The 17332-nt window shown below is 68.8% G+C and carries 19 protein-coding genes; 13 read left to right on the forward strand and 6 right to left on the reverse strand.

The window, feature by feature from the left end:
• Positions 1–235: 235 nt before the first annotated feature.
• Positions 236–1057, forward strand: coding sequence for a hypothetical protein (locus tag C5E07_RS11070; RefSeq protein WP_104299439.1), 822 nt, complete (start codon positions 236–238; stop codon positions 1055–1057).
• Positions 1058–1133: 76 nt separating this feature from the next.
• On the opposite strand, the gene C5E07_RS11075 is transcribed toward C5E07_RS11070, so the two are convergent.
• A complete protein-coding gene (locus C5E07_RS11075) occupies positions 1134–2630 on the reverse strand; it encodes a catalase (protein ID WP_104242704.1) in 1497 nt (498 codons plus the stop codon).
• A gap of 53 nt (positions 2631–2683) precedes the next feature.
• Positions 2684–3148 (reverse strand): Fur family transcriptional regulator, encoded by a 465-nt coding sequence (locus tag C5E07_RS11080; protein WP_104242706.1) that lies wholly within the window; start codon positions 3146–3148, stop codon positions 2684–2686.
• Between the two features lie 84 nt (positions 3149–3232).
• Here C5E07_RS11080 and C5E07_RS11085 point away from each other — a divergent pair, with 84 nt between their 5' ends.
• From C5E07_RS11085 to C5E07_RS11100, 4 genes are all read left to right on the forward strand, one after another.
• On the forward strand, positions 3233–4129 hold the full coding sequence (locus C5E07_RS11085; protein WP_258063889.1) for a spermidine synthase: 897 nt from the start codon (positions 3233–3235) through the stop codon (positions 4127–4129).
• Between the two features lie 86 nt (positions 4130–4215).
• A complete protein-coding gene (locus C5E07_RS11090; protein ID WP_104242710.1) occupies positions 4216–4788 on the forward strand; it encodes a hypothetical protein in 573 nt (190 codons plus the stop codon).
• 11 nt (positions 4789–4799) lie between these two features.
• The gene (locus C5E07_RS11095; protein ID WP_104299441.1) at positions 4800–5273 is read left to right on the forward strand and encodes a SprT-like domain-containing protein; all 474 of its coding nucleotides are present in this window, start codon (positions 4800–4802) and stop codon (positions 5271–5273) included.
• 136 nt (positions 5274–5409) lie between these two features.
• Entirely contained in the window at positions 5410–6615 is a 1206-nt protein-coding gene (locus C5E07_RS11100; protein ID WP_104299442.1) for a mechanosensitive ion channel family protein, read from the forward strand.
• Between the two features lie 20 nt (positions 6616–6635).
• On the opposite strand, the gene C5E07_RS11105 is transcribed toward C5E07_RS11100, so the two are convergent.
• Entirely contained in the window at positions 6636–7664 is a 1029-nt protein-coding gene (locus C5E07_RS11105; RefSeq protein WP_104299443.1) for a pirin family protein, read from the reverse strand.
• Between the two features lie 65 nt (positions 7665–7729).
• Here C5E07_RS11105 and C5E07_RS11110 point away from each other — a divergent pair, with 65 nt between their 5' ends.
• The 3 genes from C5E07_RS11110 (at position 7730) to C5E07_RS11120 (ending at position 10969) form a co-directional block, all read left to right on the forward strand.
• Positions 7730–8773, forward strand: coding sequence for a low specificity L-threonine aldolase (locus C5E07_RS11110; protein ID WP_258063890.1), 1044 nt, complete (start codon positions 7730–7732; stop codon positions 8771–8773).
• A 41-nt stretch (positions 8774–8814) separates the two neighbouring features.
• The gene (locus C5E07_RS11115; RefSeq protein ID WP_104299445.1) at positions 8815–9330 is read left to right on the forward strand and encodes a hypothetical protein; all 516 of its coding nucleotides are present in this window, start codon (positions 8815–8817) and stop codon (positions 9328–9330) included.
• A 94-nt stretch (positions 9331–9424) separates the two neighbouring features.
• Complete coding sequence (locus C5E07_RS11120) at positions 9425–10969, forward strand: HNH endonuclease signature motif containing protein (RefSeq protein ID WP_104299446.1); 1545 nt, start codon at positions 9425–9427, stop codon at positions 10967–10969.
• Between the two features lie 34 nt (positions 10970–11003).
• Here the strand turns inward: C5E07_RS11120 and C5E07_RS11125 are convergent, their stop codons facing one another.
• Positions 11004–11222, reverse strand: a complete 219-nt coding sequence (locus C5E07_RS11125; RefSeq protein WP_104299447.1) for a hypothetical protein — start codon at positions 11220–11222, stop codon at positions 11004–11006.
• Positions 11223–11410: 188 nt separating this feature from the next.
• On the opposite strand from C5E07_RS11125, the gene C5E07_RS11130 reads away from it, so the two are divergent.
• Entirely contained in the window at positions 11411–11914 is a 504-nt protein-coding gene (locus C5E07_RS11130; RefSeq protein WP_104299493.1) for a GNAT family N-acetyltransferase, read from the forward strand.
• Between the two features lie 16 nt (positions 11915–11930).
• Positions 11931–12725, forward strand: a complete 795-nt coding sequence (locus C5E07_RS11135) for an alpha/beta hydrolase (RefSeq protein ID WP_258063891.1) — start codon at positions 11931–11933, stop codon at positions 12723–12725.
• On the opposite strand, the gene C5E07_RS11140 is transcribed toward C5E07_RS11135, so the two are convergent.
• The gene (locus tag C5E07_RS11140) at positions 12722–13300 is read right to left on the reverse strand and encodes a TetR/AcrR family transcriptional regulator (protein ID WP_104299448.1); all 579 of its coding nucleotides are present in this window, start codon (positions 13298–13300) and stop codon (positions 12722–12724) included. The genes C5E07_RS11135 and C5E07_RS11140 overlap by 4 nt on opposite strands.
• A gap of 110 nt (positions 13301–13410) precedes the next feature.
• Here C5E07_RS11140 and C5E07_RS11145 point away from each other — a divergent pair, with 110 nt between their 5' ends.
• Positions 13411–14457, forward strand: coding sequence for an NADP-dependent oxidoreductase (locus tag C5E07_RS11145; RefSeq protein WP_104299449.1), 1047 nt, complete (start codon positions 13411–13413; stop codon positions 14455–14457).
• On the opposite strand, the gene C5E07_RS19790 is transcribed toward C5E07_RS11145, so the two are convergent.
• On the reverse strand, positions 14420–14713 hold the full coding sequence (locus tag C5E07_RS19790; RefSeq protein ID WP_228496627.1) for a hypothetical protein: 294 nt from the start codon (positions 14711–14713) through the stop codon (positions 14420–14422). The two genes, C5E07_RS11145 and C5E07_RS19790, sit on opposite strands and share 38 nt — an antisense overlap.
• A gap of 135 nt (positions 14714–14848) precedes the next feature.
• Here C5E07_RS19790 and C5E07_RS11150 point away from each other — a divergent pair, with 135 nt between their 5' ends.
• Together C5E07_RS11150 and C5E07_RS11155 are read left to right on the forward strand one after the other, a co-directional pair.
• Positions 14849–16261, forward strand: a complete 1413-nt coding sequence (locus C5E07_RS11150) for a M20 family metallopeptidase (protein ID WP_258063892.1) — start codon at positions 14849–14851, stop codon at positions 16259–16261.
• Complete coding sequence (locus C5E07_RS11155; RefSeq protein WP_104299451.1) at positions 16258–17262, forward strand: RimK family alpha-L-glutamate ligase; 1005 nt, start codon at positions 16258–16260, stop codon at positions 17260–17262. The genes C5E07_RS11150 and C5E07_RS11155 overlap by 4 nt, the downstream gene beginning before the upstream one ends.
• Positions 17263–17332 lie beyond the last annotated feature (70 nt).

Here is a 17332-nt window from a genome sequence, read left to right on the forward strand (position 1 = left end):
GGGGCAGTGGCATTCGTGCCGCTGCCCCCACTGCTCTCGCGACGCTCGCTGCCACGCTCACCGCCAGGAACGCGCGTGCGCAGACACGGCCGCGGATGCGGGGAGTACTCCCCCGCATGCACGCCGGATGGTCCTGTTCCGTTAGCGTGTCTTCCAGCAGATCGGCTCCGTCGGGTCGCGAGGAAGCGACCCGCTGGCCTCGGACGCGCCAAGCCCCGCATCGAAGGAGACCCCCGTGAAGAAGCTCATGCGCTCGTCGGCGCTCGCGCTCACCGCCCTCTTCCTCCTCTCGGGATGCGCCCTCGTCAACCAGGCGACGGGCGGCCAGTCCCCTGAGGTCGAGGCGACCTCCACCTCCTCGGCGGAGACGACACCCTCGGGACCAGGCGAGCCACCGTCGGCCACATCCTCCGGCTCCGCGGCCTTCGCCGTCACCTACTCGTGCAGGATGGCCGACTCACGGAGCTTCACCGAAGCACCCTCCGATCTCGCGGAGATCTGGGCGCTCGGCGATGACGTGACGCGCTGCACAGGCAAGTCCAACGGTGGGACGACCTTCACGGAGACCGAGCAGAAGGCGCTCGATGCCCTCGGGCAGGCCGCCACCGATGACGCCAAGGAGGAGGCGGGCGCCGACGACGTCCGTCTTGCGGACGTCTACGCGCTCTGCGCGACCCCCGGCTTCTACTTCGCGGTCTCGCCAGGCATCTCCAACGATGAGCAGGCATCGCAGATCGCGGCCGCGCTCATCCTGTGCCCAGATCACCCTGATGCAGACCCGACCAAGACCTCGCTCAGCACCTATGAGGCGAACGTGAAGGCAGGCATCGACGGCACGCGATTCAACGATGGCGTCTGGAAGGTCGGCAGCGACATCAAGCCGGGCACGTACAAGCCGGAGATGCCGAGCGACACCTGCCGCTGGTTCCGCTACGACGCCAAGGGCGAGTGGATCGAGTCGTCCTACGACAAGCCCCAGGCAGAGATCGTCGTGACGATCGACGCGAGCGACAGCACCTTCGAGTCCCGCAACTGCGGATACTGGCGAGCATCCTGACCCTCGGCTCCATCACGAAAGGCGTGCCCCCTCGAGAAGCTCTCGAGGGGGCACGCCTGTCTCTGCGGGTCAGTGGCTAGTGGCCGACGCCCACGGGTGCCGGGTCGGTGTCCACGGCGTTCGCCTCGACGGCGGCGCGGATTCGCGCACCCGTCTCGGCGTCGATGTTCGTCCAATACTGGAAGGCGTTCGAGCGGACGGGCTCGACAACCGTCTCGAGGGCTCCCGCCACGGTCTCCACGAGGCGGTCACGCTGCTCCGGCGAGTAGACCTCGCGGATGAGCGTGCCGGCCTGCGAGAAGTCGTCGTCGTCCTGCCGGAGCGTGTACGCGCTGCGCACGAGATCGCCGTCGGTCTCCCACGAGTTCTCGACCGGGCCCGTCTGGTCCGCGTAGGGGCGACCGAACGAGTTCGGCGCGTAGACGGGAGCCGCACCGGAGTGCGACACCGTCATGTTGCCGTCGAACGTGTACGAGTTCGTCGCGTTCTTCGGCCGGTTCACGTCGAGCTGCTGGTAGTTGGTGCCGATGCGCGCGCGCTGGGCATCCGGGTACGCGAACACGCGGCCGAGGAGCATCTTGTCCGGCGAGATGCCGGTTCCCGGCACCTGGTTCGACGGGGAGAACGCAGCCTGCTCGATCTGCGCGAAGAAGTTCTCCGGGTTGCGGTTCAACTCGAGCGTTCCGACCGGGATGAGCGGGTAGTCGGCGTGCGGCCACACCTTCGTCAGGTCGAAGGGGTTGATGCGATACGTCTTCGCTTCCTCGAAGGGCATGACCTGCACGCTCAGCTTCCAGCGTGGGAAGTCCTTGCGGCCGATCGCGTCGAAGAGGTCGCGGCGGTGGAACTCGGCGTCCGAGCCGGCGAGCTTCTCCGCCTCATCGTTCGAGAGCACCTCGACGCCCTGCTCGGAGATGAAGTGGTACTTCACCCAGAAGCGCTCGCCTGCCGCGTTGATCCACGCGTAGGTGTGCGAGCCGTAGCCGTTCATGTGCCGCCAGGACTGCGGGAGTCCGCGGTCGCCCATGAGGTAGGTCACCTGGTGGGCGGTCTCCGGGTTGAGGGTCCAGAAGTCCCACTGCATGCTGTTGTCGCGGAGTCCGGAGTCAGGGAGGCGCTTCTGCGAGCGGATGAAGTGCGGGAACTTCATCGGGTCGCGGAGGAAGAAGACCGGCGTGTTGTTGCCGACGATGTCGAGGTTGCCCTCACTCGTGTAGAAGCGAAGCGAGAAGCCACGAACGTCGCGCCACGTGTCAGGGGAGCCCTGCTCGCCGGCGACGGTCGAGAAGCGGAGGAGCGTCTCGCTCTCGGCGCCCTGCTGGAAGACGGCGGCACGCGTGTACTGCGACACGTCTTCCGTCGCCGTGAACGTGCCGAACGCGCCGGCACCCTTGGCGTGCGGGTTGCGCTCCGGGGTGCGCTCGCGGTTGAAGCTCGCGAGCGTCTCGACGAGGCGCACGTCGTGGAGCATCAGGGGGCCGTCTGCTCCGGCGCTGAGGGAGTTGCGGTCGCTCTCGGTGGGCGAGCCGTTGGTCTCGGTCGATGGGACTGTCGGGTCGATGTACTCAGTCATAAACGCTCCTTGTCGGATTCATCTGGGCTGTGGACTGGGAAGGGGATCTGGGGTCAGGGCGTCGCGCAGTCGGCGCAGACACCCCGATACACGACTTCCGCCGTGTGCACCGCGAAGCCACTCGGCGAGGCCGGAACGAGGCACGGCGCCTCGCCGACGGCGCAGTCGATGTCCTCGATGCGGCCGCATTCGTCGCAGACGGCATGGTGGTGGTTGTCGCCGATACGGGTCTCGAACCGGGCCGCGGTGCGCGGCGCGTCGAAGCGGCGCACGAGGCCGGTGCGGCCGAGGTCGTCGAGGATTCCGTAGACGGCCTGCAGGGTGAGCGAGCCGAGCTCGGCGCGCTGGGGGGTCGCCGCGGCGAAGATTCGCTCCGCGGACGAGTGCGGGCTGGCGTCGAGCAGCTCGAGCACCGCGACCCGCTGACGGGTGACACGAAGACCGGCCCGGCGCAGCGAGGTCCGCCAGAACGCGGCGTCCCGCCGCTCTCTGCTCGCGTGCTCGATGCTGGTGGTCATGAGACCATCGTGGCCGTTCTTTTGAATGATTCCAAACAAGGTCACCCTTGCTCGAAATCCGCGTGTCTCTGCTTGACTTGCCAGGTGTCGCCAGCCAGCAGCAAGACCCCAAGCAGTGCAATCCCCGCGACGAGCGTGACGCTCGACTCCGGAGCTCAGGCGCGGTTCTCGCGCGACGGAGAGGAATGGACTCTCATCGTCGACGGCACCCCGCAGTCCGCGGTCAACCCGCTCGACCCCAGGGAGCTCTCCTTCGGCTACATCCGGCACATGGGCTACGTCCTCGACCTCGCGTTCCCCGAGGCAGAGGCGATCACCGCCCTCCACCTCGGCGCCGGAGCACTCACGATCCCGCGCTACGTCGACGCCACGCGGCCGCGCTCGAGGCAGCAGGTCGTCGAGCTCGAGCGGTCCCTGGTCGACTTCGTGCGCGAGGTCGTTCCGCTTCCCGCCGGCGCGAGCATCCGCATCCGCTACGGGGATGCACGAGAGCAGCTCGGCAGACTCCCCCGGGGGCTCCTCGGCTCGGTCGATGCGATCGTCGTCGACATCTTCTCCGGCGCACAGACGCCGGCGCATGTGACGAGCGTCGAGTTCTTCGCCGAACTCGAGCCGTTCCTGCGCCCGGACGGCATCGTGCTCGTCAACATCGCCGACGGCCACGATCTCGCCTTCGCGCGGGCCGAGGTCGCGACCCTGATCGAGGTATTCGGCGAGGTCGCGCTCGTCGGCGACCCTGCAATGCTGAAGGGCCGCCGCTTCGGGAACATCGCCGCGGTCGCCTCCCGCTCGCCGGAAGCGCTCTCGCTGCCCGGCCTCGAGAGGCGCGTCGCATCTGGCTTCCCGCCAGCCGTCGTCGTGCGCGGGAAAGCGGTTCGCGAGTTCGTGCGCGGCACGGAGGCCGCGCGCGATGCCTCCGCGACGGCGTCTCCACTGCCCGGGAAGAGCGTCTTCCGCGAGCGCAGGCAGGGCGGCTGGTAGTCGGGAGCAGAAGGCCGACCGACCGGCTCTCCACAACGCGGCGAGGGATGCGCCCATTCCGTCACGGCTGCGGCTAACCTGCTGGGGTGTCAGACGCTCCCATCATCCTCGGCTACGACCCGGAGACCCTCCGCGAGCGCATCGACATCGACGCCGCGGAGGCTCGCCTGGCGGAGATCGCCGTGCTTCGGTCCCTCTCCGCGCTCAACGAGAAGGTCGCGCTGCTGCGCATGCTCGGTCGGCTCGACGAGGCGTTCGACACCGCACAGACCGCCTACCGGCAGTCCCGGTTCACGGGAGCCCGCGAGGATGCCCTCGCCGCTCGCATCCGCAAGGCTCAGGTCCAGCAGTTCCAGGGCAAGCACGACGTCGCGCTGCAGGACCTGAACAACTGCGTCGACGAGGCCCTCACCCACGAATGGGACGAGCTCGCGGCCTTCGCCCTGCAGCATCGAGGCAAAGTGCGCTTCGAGCAGCGCGAGTACACCGACGCGCTCGTCGACTTCGAGCGCGCGCACGAGCTTCGCCTTGCGAGGGGCGTCGCGGCCGACCAGCTGCAGTCCTCGAAGTTCGCGATCCGCGTCACCCGCGCGATCCTCGAGGGCGACGAGGAGCCCTCCTCGGAGCTGAGCGAGCCGATCACCTCGATCGACTCCTAGGGGCGGGGCCCGTGGCCGACCTGGCCAAGGTGCGAGTCTGGGCGGAAGCGCTCATCCGCATGCACCTCGACGAGAGCTGGAGCTTCGGCTTCGATCACGCGAAGAAGCGCGCTGGCGCCTGCAACTTCCGAGACAGGCGCATCACCGTCTCCCGCTACCTCTCGGCCCGCTACGACGACGACACGGTGCACCAGACGCTGCTGCACGAGGTCGCCCACGCCGTCGCCGGGCACAAGGCGGGGCACGGCCCCGAATGGAAGCGCATCGCCGACGAGCTCGGCTACGTCGGCGGTCGCACGCACGACGGCGAAGTGGCGACCGAGTTCGCGAAGTGGGTCGGGGTCTGCCCCAATGGGCACGAGGTCCTGAGGTTCCGCCGCCCGACGCGCGGCAGGCTCGTCTCCTGCCTCCGGTGCGCACCTTCCTTCGACCGGCGGTACCTCATCCAGTGGCGGGAGCGCTCGGAGGCCGAGCGACGGGGCTGAATCCCGGGGCTGAACCCCGGTGCGGAGATGTGCGCGCTGGCGGGCAGGCCAGGCAGCACGGAGGCTCGCTCACTAGCGTTGCTTCCCCAGCCCTCCACTCCCGCACGGAGGGGCCCTCCACTCCCCGAGGAGGAACGTGCTCGATCCCTGGTGGAACTTCGCCCTCTCGATTGCCGTCGCCGTCGTCGCGGCCGTCACGCTCACCGCGCTCGTCGCGCTCATCATCCGCCTCGTCGCGAAGCGCCTTCGCTGGCCGGAGCCGCTCGTGCGACACACGCGGCGCCCCTTCCGCGTCGTCGTGCTCATCATCGCGCTCTGGGCCGCAGTCGCCGTCGCCTTCCCGTCCGACGGTGACGGGTCCTGGCGCGACCTCATCTACCACGCGCTCACGATCTTCATCATCGCCGCCGGCGCCTGGCTCATGGCGGGACTCGTCGCCTTCTCGACGGACATCACGCTGGGTCGCAACCGCATCGACGTGGCGGACAACCGCGTGGCCCGGCGCATCCGCACGCAGACCCTCATCCTCCGGCGGCTCGCAGTCGCGGTGATCATCGTCATCGCGCTGGGCGCGATCCTCCTCACGTTCCCTGCGGTGCGGACCGTCGGGGCGAGCCTCCTCGCCTCAGCTGGCATCGCCTCCGTGGTCGCAGGCCTCGCCGCCCAGTCGGTCCTCGCGAACATCTTCGCGGGCCTCCAGCTCGTGTTCAGCGAGGCGCTGCGCGTGGACGACGTCGTCGTGGTCGAAGACGAGTGGGGGCGCATCGGAGAGATCACGCTGAGCTACGTCGTCGTCGATCTGTGGGACGACCGCCGCCTCGTGCTGCCGTGCACCTACTTCACGACCCAGCCCTTCCAGAACTGGACCAGGCAGGGCAGCGAGCTCCTCGGCTCCGTGGAGCTCGACGTCGACTGGCGCGTCTCCCCGGCGCTCATGCGCGAGCGCCTCGCCGAGGTGCTCACGCAGACCGACCTCTGGGATGGGCGGGCGCAGGTCCTCCAGGTGACCGAGGCGACGGGCGGGCTCGTCCGCATCCGCATCCTCGTCACCGCGGTGGATGCGCCCACCCTCTTCGACCTGCGCTGCTTCGTGCGCGAGGCCATGGTGACGTGGATGCAGCGCACCATGCCGTCGGCGCTGCCCGTGCAGCGTGTGCTCATCACCGAGTCGGCAGGTCCGGGCGATGCCGCATCGCGGGCATCGCAGGCGGAGGACACCAGAAACGACGACGACAGCGCCGGCGGGTCCGGGCTCTTCACCGGGAGCGTCCAGGCGCAGGAACGGGCATCGGTGTTCACGAACGCCATCCCCATCATCGACCCCGAGGACCGCGCGCGATAGCGGTCCTGCTCAGGGCCGGCTCAGTCCTCGCGGGTTCGCCCGCGCGGGCTGAGCCGGACGTTCGGGAGCGTCGGAGCGGCGAGCGTCCTGCCCTCGTGGCTGTCGACGCGGCCGAAACGGGCATCAGTGCCGGCACTCGACCTGCTCCGCTGCCACTCGTCGCGAGCTGCCGCGACGTCGTCGTGGGAGGAACCGACGAAGTTCCAGAACATGACGATCTTCTCCTCGAAGGGCGCTCCACCGAGCAGCAGGGCGCGCCCGCCATCACTCGCGCCCACGATCGCGCGGTCGGTGCCGGTGGGCAGGTAGCCCACGGCTCCGACGGGAAGCTCGACGTCGTCGACCGTGATGCCGGAAGAGCACGCGAGGATGCCGTGCTCGTAGCTGGGCTCGAGGTCGAGCTGCGCCTCCGCGCAACCGGAGAAGGCGAGCTCGACGCCGACAAGCGGCGAGAAGCTGGGCGCAGGCGAGCGGAGGCCCGCGAACTCCCCCATGAAGATGGTCGCCTCGACGGGGGTCCCAGCCGTCGTGGGAGGCGGCAGTCGCAGCGATGGGCATCGGTCCAGGCCGACGAAGGCCGGCGCGATATCCCGCTGCGCAGCTGGCAGGGCCACCCAGAGCTGCACGCCATGCAGCACGCGGGCCCGATCAGGGCGATCAGCGGACACCTCCGAGTGGGCGATGCCACGCCCGGCGGTCATCACGTTGACGCCACCGGGCTCGACCTCATGGAAACTGCCGATGGAGTCCCGGTGCACGACCTCGCCGGAGAACAGCCAGCTGACGGTCTGCAGCCCCGTGTGCGGGTGCGGGGGCACATCCATGCCAGCACCCGACGGCACGTCCACGGGGCCGTAGTGGTCGATGAAGCACCAGGCGCCGATGAAGTGGCGGAACTTGTTGGGCAGCGAGCGCAGGACAGGCAGCGAGCGCGGGCCACCAAGCGGCACCTCACGCGGCAGGAGCAGCTCGATACCGGCCACCACCTGCCCGGTCTCGTAGGCGGCCTGCAGCTGTGCCTCGATGGGGTTGGCCTCCGCGTTGCTCATAGCTCAGAGCGTAGACGCGAACCCATGAGTTCTCATCGATGTGGCACGTGCGGAAGAATGGATCGGTGATCACGCAGCTGCACGACCCCCACCTCCGCACCTTCACGAGCGACAACGCCGCGGGCGCTCACCCGCAGGTCCTGGATGCGCTCGTCACCGCCAACGGCGGGCATGTCGGCGCCTACGGGGACGACCCCTACTCGTCGGCATTCCAGGCGCTGTGCAGGGACCTCTTCGGCGCGGAGGCGATCGGCCTGCCGGTCTTCAACGGCTCCGGTGCCAACGTCGTCGCGCTGCAGTCGATGGTGCCGCGCTGGGGCGGCGTCGTATGCCCGGCTTCAGCGCACATCAACACCGACGAGAACGCCGCCCCCGAGCGCGTCGGCGGGGTGAAGCTCCTCACCGTCGAGACGGCGGACGGCAAGCTCGTTCCGGCGGACATCGAGCGGGCCGCAGCCGTGCGCCGCGACGTGCACCGGGCCACGCCCCTCGCCGTGAGCATCAGCCAGGCGACCGAGGTCGGCACCGCCTACTCGCCAGATGAGGTTCGGGCGCTCGCCGACGTCGCCCACGCGAGCGGCATGTGGCTGCACGTCGACGGCGCGCGCCTCTCGAACGCCGCCGCCCACTTCGGCTGCACGCTCGCCGAGGTCTCCAGCGCGGCCGGGGCCGACGTCATCAGCCTGGGCGGCACCAAGAACGGCGCGCTGGCCGCCGAAGCGGTTGTCGTCGTCAACCCGAAAGCCGTCTACGGCACCGAAGAGGCCCGCAAGATCGACCTGCAGCTGTCATCGAAGATGCGTTTCATCTCCGCCCAGCTCCTCGCGCTGTTCGGCGACGAGCTGTGGCGCGAGAACGCAGAACACGCCAACGCCATGGCCGCGCGCCTCGCCACCGGCATCGAGGGCGTCCACGGCTGCTCAGTGCCACTCCCCCGCCAGGCGAACGGCGTCTTCGCCATTCTCCCCGGCGAGGTCGCCGAGCGCGTCAGCGAGAGCTACGCGTTCCACACCTGGGACGCGTCTCGCGGCCTCGTCCGCTTCCTCTGCTCCTGGGACACCACCGAGCACGACGTGGATGCCCTCATCGCGGCAGTCGCGGGAGCGTAGACCAGCCGCGCGGCCCCGGGTGGGCAGGTACCCTCGGGGCCGTGACTGACTACACCGCCTGGCAACGCCTCTGCACGCTCATCGACGACGACCCCGAGATCTGGCCGAGCGTTCAGCAGGCTCTCGAGGGCGACTCTCGGGACGAGGACGAGGACCAGGGCGAGGACCAGTCCGGCGACGACCGAGACGAGAGCGGCGTCGAGGAGGACGACGGCGCGGATGAGGCCTGGGGCGCGCTCATCGACGCCCTCGACGACTGCGGAGCACTGGCCTACCTCCACGCCGAGGACACAGGCATGGAGCTCGCAGACGCCCTGGCCGGAGTTCCGCGGATCGTCCGCCTCGGCCTCGACACCGATGAGGTCGGCGACGTGGACGGCGACGTGCCGACAGCAGCCGCCGCAGCTGATGCGCTCCTCGCGCCCGTGGGGCTCGCGCTCGTGTTCCTCGAGGAGGACAGCGACGCCCACCCGCTGGTCGTCGTACCGCGCGAATCCGTCACCGAGATCGTCGACACGGCCGCCGCGCTCGGCTTCGTCGCGAGGCAGCTGCCCTGAGGCAGGCCTGAGGACGCGTCGATCGCAGCGATCTTGCCTCGAATGTTATTCACAATTCCTCGAATCTACATTCGATTGATGCTACGATCGGACCATGTACCAAGCGGCGGCGAAGTTCGAGGAGCGGTGGCATTTCGATGTCAACGATTCGGCTTCCGTCGCCGCTGAACGCGCCACCATCCTGTCCGAGACCGCCCGCATCGAATCCGCCAAGCGCGCGATCGACGCCGAGCAGATCCTGCTCGAAGCTCGTGCGTACAACTTCGGCTACCTCCTCGACCTCGCCGAAGGGCATCCCGAGATGGGCATGCACGTACGGTCGATCTCGGCAGAGATCTCGATCGAGGTGCAGGCGAAGCACGGCTTCGTCATGAGGCAGCTCGCCGGTTCGTGGAACGCCGTGCGTGAATTTCCTGCCGCAGTGGATGCCGTGGCCGACGGGCGCATCTCCGGTCGCCACCTCGATGCCATCGTCAGCTCAGGGCTCCTCGTCACCCACGAGGTCGAAGCCGAGCAGACCGCCCTGCGTGCCCGCTACGTCGACCTCGCACTCCGCGAGGTAAGCACCCAGATCCTGACGGACGCGGCACTGAAGCGGCTGACCGCCCGCATCGCAGAGGAACTCACGCGGGTCCCACTCGCCGAGCGGCGCAAGGTGACGCGCATGAAGGGCTTCGTGTCCGTGACCGACTCCGGTGACGGACACGGAGTGCTCCACGTCGGCGGCTCACTCCTTCTCCTCACCGCCGTCCGGGACAGAGTCAGAAAGCAGGCGACACTCGTCCTGCGAGCTCGATCACGGGCGCAGAAGGCTCAAGCAACGGGAGAGGTGCCGCACGGCGCCGCCGACGAGCGCACCCTCGGCGAGGTCAGCGCCGACCTCATCTGCGACCAGCTCCTCACGAGCGAACCGAACTCCGCACCCCTGGCATCCGGGGTCCAGGCGAAGGTGCACCTGGTCATCCCCACGACCACGCTGCTCGCCGACGAACGCGACCCCGGCCACCCTCCGGCTCTGCTCGACGGCCTCACACCGGTACCGCTCGACGAAGCCAAGCGTCTCGCGGCCAACGCCCCCATGTTCACGAGAATTCTCACCCACCCGATCACGGGCACCGTCCAGGCCGTCGACACCTACAAGCCAACAGCGGCGATGCGGCGATTCCTCGCGGCGCGCGACGTGCACTGCCGATTCCCCGGCTGCCGACTCCCAGCACGCGGGTGCCACATCGACCACACCCATGAGTGGCAGCACGGCGGTGCAACCTGCACGAACAACTTGGAGCACCTCTGCGTGTTCCACCACGTCATGAGGCACGCAACGCCGTGGTCGGTTCTGCAGCTCGAAGGCGGAGTCCTCCAGTGGACGACACCAAGCGGAAAAGTCCTGACAGACAGACCCGACAGGCAAGGCGTTCGCTTCGTGCCGTCGGCGGATGCCGGAAGCACCCGCCCGCCGAAGGCAACGAGTGAGGCGGATGCAAGGTCAAGGTCAGCGCCTGCGCCTGGGACAGAGACAGAGACAGAGACAGAGACAGACGCAGGATCAGGCACAGGCACAGGCACAGGACCGGACGTCGAGCGGGACAGCAGCGCCCGGCGAGAACGCGACGCGGGCACCGACCCTCCGCCGTTCTGAGGCCTCGCCGAGCGAGACCTCCTCACTCCCCGAGCTAGACCTCTTCGATACCGACGCCGCGGAGCAGAAGCCTCTGCTCTCCAACCCCTGCGCGCTCTGAGAGGACGACCCGCGAGAGCACCTGCTGCAGGCGAACAACGTACAGAGGAGCGCCGGCCGCATGTCCATCAGACGCGCGTGCCTCGGTCGTGCGCCCGCCCGTCGTGCGCTTGTCGGTCAACTGGCCGTGCGTCATGCGGAGCGTGATGCTCATGATCTGCCCTTTCGTTCGGCACCGGTTGCATAGGTCGTCGCGTCAGCGTAGGAATCCCTGGTCCGGGTGAACAGCAACCTGCGCAAGATGGGCACACGAGACGACACCGCGCTTCGCGGGGCGAAACACGACGTCACCTGGGGGCCGAACGAAGAGCGAGACGCCCGGAGGCGGAGCACCATGTGCGCATGACAAACGCGCTCACCGTCCGCCACCTCGACATCACCTCTGCCGAGGTGTCGGAAGTGCTCGACATCCTCGACGCGGAGTACCGAACCAGGTACCGGGAGTTCTACACAGACGACATCACCGCGTACCCCGTCACCGACTTCACGCCTCCCGACGGCGCCTTCATCGGCATCCTCGAGAGTGACCTCCTCGTCGCCGCCGGCGCCATCCGCCGATACGACTCCACCACCGCAGAGGTCAAGCGCATGTGGACACGCGACACGCACCGCCGCCGCGGATTCGCCCAGCGGGTCCTGCGAGAACTCGACGCAGCAGCCGGAGACCTCGGCTATACCCGCATCTTCCTCACCACCGGCTCTCGGCAGCCCGAAGCAGTCGCCCTCTACCGAGCGTCGGGCTTCGAAGGCGGCGAGCGACGCATCCCGGAATTCGACCTCCCCGTCTTCGCGTTCGAGAAGCCCGTCGGCCGCACCACCCTCGTCGAGCACCCCTCCCACAGCTGAGCGATATCCTCGGCGGGTGCCAGCAACTCCCCCGAACCAGCAGCCACCGCGACGCAGACGCAGCCGGCTGCGACGCGCGCTGATCTGGACCTTCTCGATCATCGCCGCGGTCTTCGTCGTCGCCATCGCAGCATTCCTGATCTGGGCGAACGTCGGGGTCATGGCAGCCGAACCGGAACCCCTCGCATCGGTCACGAACAACCCAGCCATCTCGGTCACCGAGGTCGACGGCTCCCTCGTGCTGAGCCCGAGCGAGGAGCCAAGCGACACCGGACTCGTGTTCATCCCCGGAGCCAAGGTCGAGCCGTCGGCCTACGCCGCGAAGCTCTCGAGCCTGGTCACCGACGACAACATGACCGTCGTCATCCCGCAGCCGCTCCTCAACCTCGCGTTCTTCGACACCCGCACCCTCGACGACTACACGACCGCCGCCCCCGAGGTCACCACCTGGTCCGTCGGCGGGCACTCCCTCGGCGGAGTCCGCGCCTGCCAGCTCGCAGAGTCGCCGAACGTCGCCGGCCTGCTGCTGTTCGGCAGCTACTGCGCCAACGACCTCGCCGACGACGAATCGCTCGACGTGCTCAGCATCACAGGAAGCGCCGATGGGCTCAGCACCCCGCAGAAGGCAGCGGACGCACGCGGCCTGCTCCCCGCCGACGCCGAGACCCTGGAGATCGAAGGCGCGAACCACGCGATGTTCGGCAACTACGGCCCGCAGTCCGGCGACGGAACCGCGACGATCCCCGACGAGGACGGGCGCCAACAGATCGCCGCGGCGACCTCAGCCTGGGCGGCAGAGCTCCAGCCCTAGGCGGAAGGCACGGCGTCAGGCGAAGCGAGTATCCGCCGCACGGTCGGCTGCACGTCGACGGACGCGTCGGGGAGGTCCTCCTCTAGCAGGGAGAGCCGGTGCAGGACGACCCCGTCGATGAACGCGAACAGCGCAGATGCACGGGCCTCGGCATCGTCGACGCCGAGACCTGCGATGGCACCCGCCGCCCAGCCCCGCAGGCGATCGCGGCCCACCCGGATCGCCTCGGCGACCACCGCGTTGTGGGTTCCCTCGAGGACCAGGGCGTACCTGGCGAGCGTCTGCGTGCGGCCGACGCCCGTCATGTCGTCCACCCCAGCGCAGATCGCCGCGCAGAATCGCTCCACGCTCGGCTCGCCCCACTCGTAGCTCAGCAGCCACTCGGCGTAGTCGCTGCGCTCCAAGCGACCGATGACGCCCTCGATGAGCGCCTGACGGGTCCTGAAGTGATTCGACGTCGACCCCCTCGGGAGCCCCGCCTCGGCGTCGACCCGCGCGTGCGTGAGCGCACGCATCCCGCCAGATGCGAGGAGCTCGAGGGCGGCGGTCAGCGAACGATCACGCGTGGAGGGCACCCCCGAACTCTAGACGCAGAGATCTCGACACAGAAACTACGGGCGTAGTGCATCCACTACGAATGTAGTCATCGACCGGTATGGTCAGAATGCTGTGATTGTCTGACGCGATGACCTCAACCGCCATCAGCACGCAGATCCAGCTCGCCTCCCGCCCGGAGGGGTGGCCCAAGGAAACGGACTTCCGCACGGTCACGGTCGAGTACGCCGAGCTGCAGCCAGGTCAGGTGCGCGTCGAGAACCTCTTCCTCTCGGTCGATCCGTACATGCGCGGCCGCATGACCGACGCGCCGAGCTACGTCGCCCCCTACGCCCTGGGCGAGACGCTCACCGGCGGCGCGGTCGGCGTCGTGGTCGAGTCGGCCAGTGACGAGGTCCCGGTCGGGGCGCACGTGCTCCACGCATTCGGGTGGCGCGACATCGCCCAGGAGGACGCGGCGTCGTTCCGCGTCGTCGCCGAGATTCCCGGCGTCCCGCTGTCGCTCTACCTCTCGATGCTCGGCATGACCGGCCTCACCGCCTACGTCGGCCTCACCGCGATCGCGGGCCTCAAGGAGGGCGAGACGGTCTTCGTATCGGGTGCGGCGGGTGCCGTCGGCACCGCGGTCGGACAGATCGCCCGCAAGCTCGGCGCCGGCCGCATCATCGGCTCAGCGGGCTCCGACGAGAAGGTGGCCCTCCTCACGGAGAAGTACGGCTTCGACGCCGCCTTCAACTACAAGGAACGGCCCGTGCGGGAGCAGCTCGCGGAGGCGGCGCCAGACGGTATCGACGTGTACTTCGACAACGTGGGAGGCGACCACCTCGAGGCGGCCCTCGACGTCTTCAACCGGGGCGGCCGAGCGGCGCTGTGCGGTGCCATCTCGAGCTACAACGAGCGCGAGAAGCCAGCGGGTCCGGACAACATGGCCAACCTCATCAAGCAAGCCCTGCGGTTGGAGGGCTTCACCGTCGGAGGCTACGGCCACCTCGCCGGGGAGTTCCAGCCGCGGATGGTCGAGTGGCTGCGGGCGGGCGAGATCGCCTACGACGAGACGGTCGTCGACGGCCTGGACAGCACCGTGCAGGCGTTCCTCGACATGATGCGCGGCGCCAACACGGGCAAGATGATCGTGGATCTCAGCGGCGAAGCGCGCGCTCGTGCCGTGTATGCATGACGAGCCCCGGCACGAACAGAACGAGAATGACGGGAAGCATCGCGAAGAGCCCGATGACGTGCCACAGCTGACCGGCGGCGACGACGGCCAGGAGGGCCCCGCCCATGCGCAGCCAGCTCGCGAGCTTCGGCGTCCCCGGCGGGTCCTTGAAGATCGGCAGCCTGCGCCCGGCACCCGCCCGTCCGACAAGGAAGTGCGCCCAGGTCGTGAGCGCGAGGCTGAGCCCGAGCAGCACGGCACCGAGGATGAACATCACGCTGCCACTGTAATCCAGCTTCACGTTACGGCCCACGACGGCGACCCCGACACGGCCCACCACGCTCCCGGAGAATCGAGGCACGATGGATGCGGACGGCCCACCCGGGGCTGCCGGCGGCAAGGAGCACACCACGTGAGCGAAGCAGCAGACCCGACCAGCGCACCCCGAGCAACAGGGGCGACCCGCGGAATCCGGGTGGGCGCATCTCCCACGACTCCCAGCAGCACCTACCTCGATCTCGTGGCCGCAGAGACCGCCATCGCCGCGGCCGCCGCGCCGCCCATCACCTCACCGCACGACGGAGCCTCCATCGAGGACACGTCGGCCATCCGCGCGGCCGCTGATTCCCTGCAGCCTGAGCTGGTCGAGCTCTCCCACCGCATCTTCGAATACGCCGAGGAGGGCTTCGAGGAGACGCAGAGCGTCGCCGACATCGCCGAACTGCTCGCAGAGCACGGCATCACGGCACAGCTGGGAGCCTTCGGGCTCGACACGGCGCTCGTCGCGGAGCTCGTCGTCGGCGAAGCGAAACCAGATTCGACGGAGGCGCCGACGGTCGCGATCCTCGCCGAGTACGACGCCCTGCCCGGCGTCGGGCACGGCTGCGGGCACAACATCATCGCCGCCTCCGCTGTCGGCGCCTTCCTCTCGCTCGTCGAGGCGAGCCGCCGCCACGAACTCCCCGCGGGCCGGATCGTGCTCTACGGCACGCCCGCGGAAGAGGGCGGCAACGGGAAGGAGATCATGGCGAGGGCCGGCGCATTCGACGACGTCGACGCAGCCATCATGATCCACCCGTTCGGCTACGACGTCACCGACCAGCCATTCATCGGGCGACGCATCCTGCGTGTGCGCTACTACGGCGTCCCGGCACACGCCTCAGCCTCGCCGTTCCAGGGCCGGAACGCGCTCGACGCCGCCAACCTCAACTACCAGGCCACGGGCCTCATCCGGCAGCACCTCTACCCCGGCGACCGCATCCACGGCGTCATCCTCGACGGCGGGCAGCGCCCCAACGTCGTGCCGGAGTTCGCGGAGCTCGAGTACTACGTCCGCTCGAACGCGGCGGAGACCTTGAAGGAGCTGAGCCTGCGCCTCGAGGACATCGCCAACGGCATCGCCCTCGCGACCGGCACGGGCGTCGAGGTCGAGTGGGACCCGCAGCCGTTCACGATGCCGCTGCGCTACAACACGCCCCTCTCCGAGCGGTGGGCGGTACACCAGGAGGCGCGGGGCCGACGCGTCCTCACGAAGGCGTCCGTGCCATCGCACCTCGCCGCCTCCACCGATTTCGGCAACGTGAGCGTTCGCGTGCCGGGCATCCACCCCGTCATCGCCATCAGCCCACCGGATGTGAGCCTGCACACACGTGAGTTCGCTCAGTACGCGACCAGCGACGCCGCGAGCACGGCCATCGCCGATGCGAGCACCGGCCTCGCACTCGTGGCCGCCGATTTCCTCGCCGACTCCAACCTCCGTGCCGCCGCACGCGCCGACTTCGACGCGGCCGGCGGCGCACTCGATGTCGAAGGGTTCTTCTCATGAGCGCATCCCCCTCCCCCCAGCCCGCAGCTGCTGGCCCTGTCGTCTACGCCCTGCACGAGAACCCCGAATGGTGGCCGCCGTTCCAGGCCGCCTTCCACGCGGCCGGTGTCCCGGTCGTCGAGTGGCGGCTCGTCGAGGGCGTGCTCGACATCGACGCGCTCCCGCCAGAGGGCATCTTCTGGTCCCGCATCAGCGCCTCCTCGCACACCCGAGACCACGCACTCTCGAAGGACTACGCACGCTCGGTGCTCAACTGGGTGGAGGCTGCCGGCCGGCGCACCGTCAACGGCCGGCGGGCCATCGAGCTCGAGGTCAGCAAGGTCGACCAGCTGACGCTGCTGCGCCGCGCCGGCATCGACACGCCCCGCACGGTCGCCGTCATCGGCAAGCAGGGACTGCGGGACGCGGCGAGGGAGTTCCCGACACCCTTCATCACGAAGCACAACCAGGGCGGCAAGGGCCTCGGCGTGCGCCGCTTCGACGCGTTCGCCGACTTCGAGAACTACCTCGACTCCCCCGAGTTCGAGGAGCCGCTCGACGGCATCACCCTCCTGCAGGAGTACCTGCGACCGGCAGGCGGGTTCATCACCCGCGTCGAGATCGTCGGCGGCGAGCACATCTACTCGATCGCGGCAGACACCATCCACGGCGGGTTCCAGCTCTGCCCGGCGGATGCCTGCGCGATCGACCCAGACACTGGGCGCCCGGTCGTGCCCCCAGGTGCTGAGCTCGCGCCAGAGCCAGGCACCTCGATCTTCTCGCTCCGACAGGGCGGGCACGACGAGCTCGTCGAGCGCCTCATCGCGTTCACGAAGGAGATCGGCCTCGAGATCGCCGGCATCGAGTTCATCGAGACCGAAGACGGCCGTCAGGTGGTGTACGACATCAACACGAACACCAACTACAACGCCGACGTCGAGCGCGTCGCCGAAGGATCCGGGCCGGGCGCGATCGCCGCCCTCCTCGGACGCATCCTCCGCGAGACCTACCCGAACTCGTAGTCGAACGCAGCGTCGCGCACGCAGCCGGACAGCGAAGAGGTGGGCGTCGGAGTTCAACTCCGACGCCCAC

Origin of the sequence: Pseudoclavibacter sp. RFBJ3 (assembly GCF_002931375.1) — a bacterium.
Lineage (GTDB): Bacteria > Actinomycetota > Actinomycetes > Actinomycetales > Microbacteriaceae > Pseudoclavibacter.

Coding starts and splice junctions, on each gene's coding strand:
- C5E07_RS11075 (WP_104242704.1), bottom strand. CDS start 2,630: ATGACTGAGTACATCGACCCGACAGTCCCATCGACCGAGACCAACGGC.
- C5E07_RS11080 (WP_104242706.1), bottom strand. CDS start 3,148: ATGACCACCAGCATCGAGCACGCGAGCAGAGAGCGGCGGGACGCCGCG.
- C5E07_RS11105 (WP_104299443.1), bottom strand. CDS start 7,664: ATGAGCAACGCGGAGGCCAACCCCATCGAGGCACAGCTGCAGGCCGCC.
- C5E07_RS11120 (WP_104299446.1), top strand. CDS start 9,425: ATGTACCAAGCGGCGGCGAAGTTCGAGGAGCGGTGGCATTTCGATGTC.
- C5E07_RS11125 (WP_104299447.1), bottom strand. CDS start 11,222: ATGAGCATCACGCTCCGCATGACGCACGGCCAGTTGACCGACAAGCGC.
- C5E07_RS11130 (WP_104299493.1), top strand. CDS start 11,411: ATGACAAACGCGCTCACCGTCCGCCACCTCGACATCACCTCTGCCGAG.
- C5E07_RS11145 (WP_104299449.1), top strand. CDS start 13,411: ATGACCTCAACCGCCATCAGCACGCAGATCCAGCTCGCCTCCCGCCCG.
- C5E07_RS11155 (WP_104299451.1), top strand. CDS start 16,258: ATGAGCGCATCCCCCTCCCCCCAGCCCGCAGCTGCTGGCCCTGTCGTC.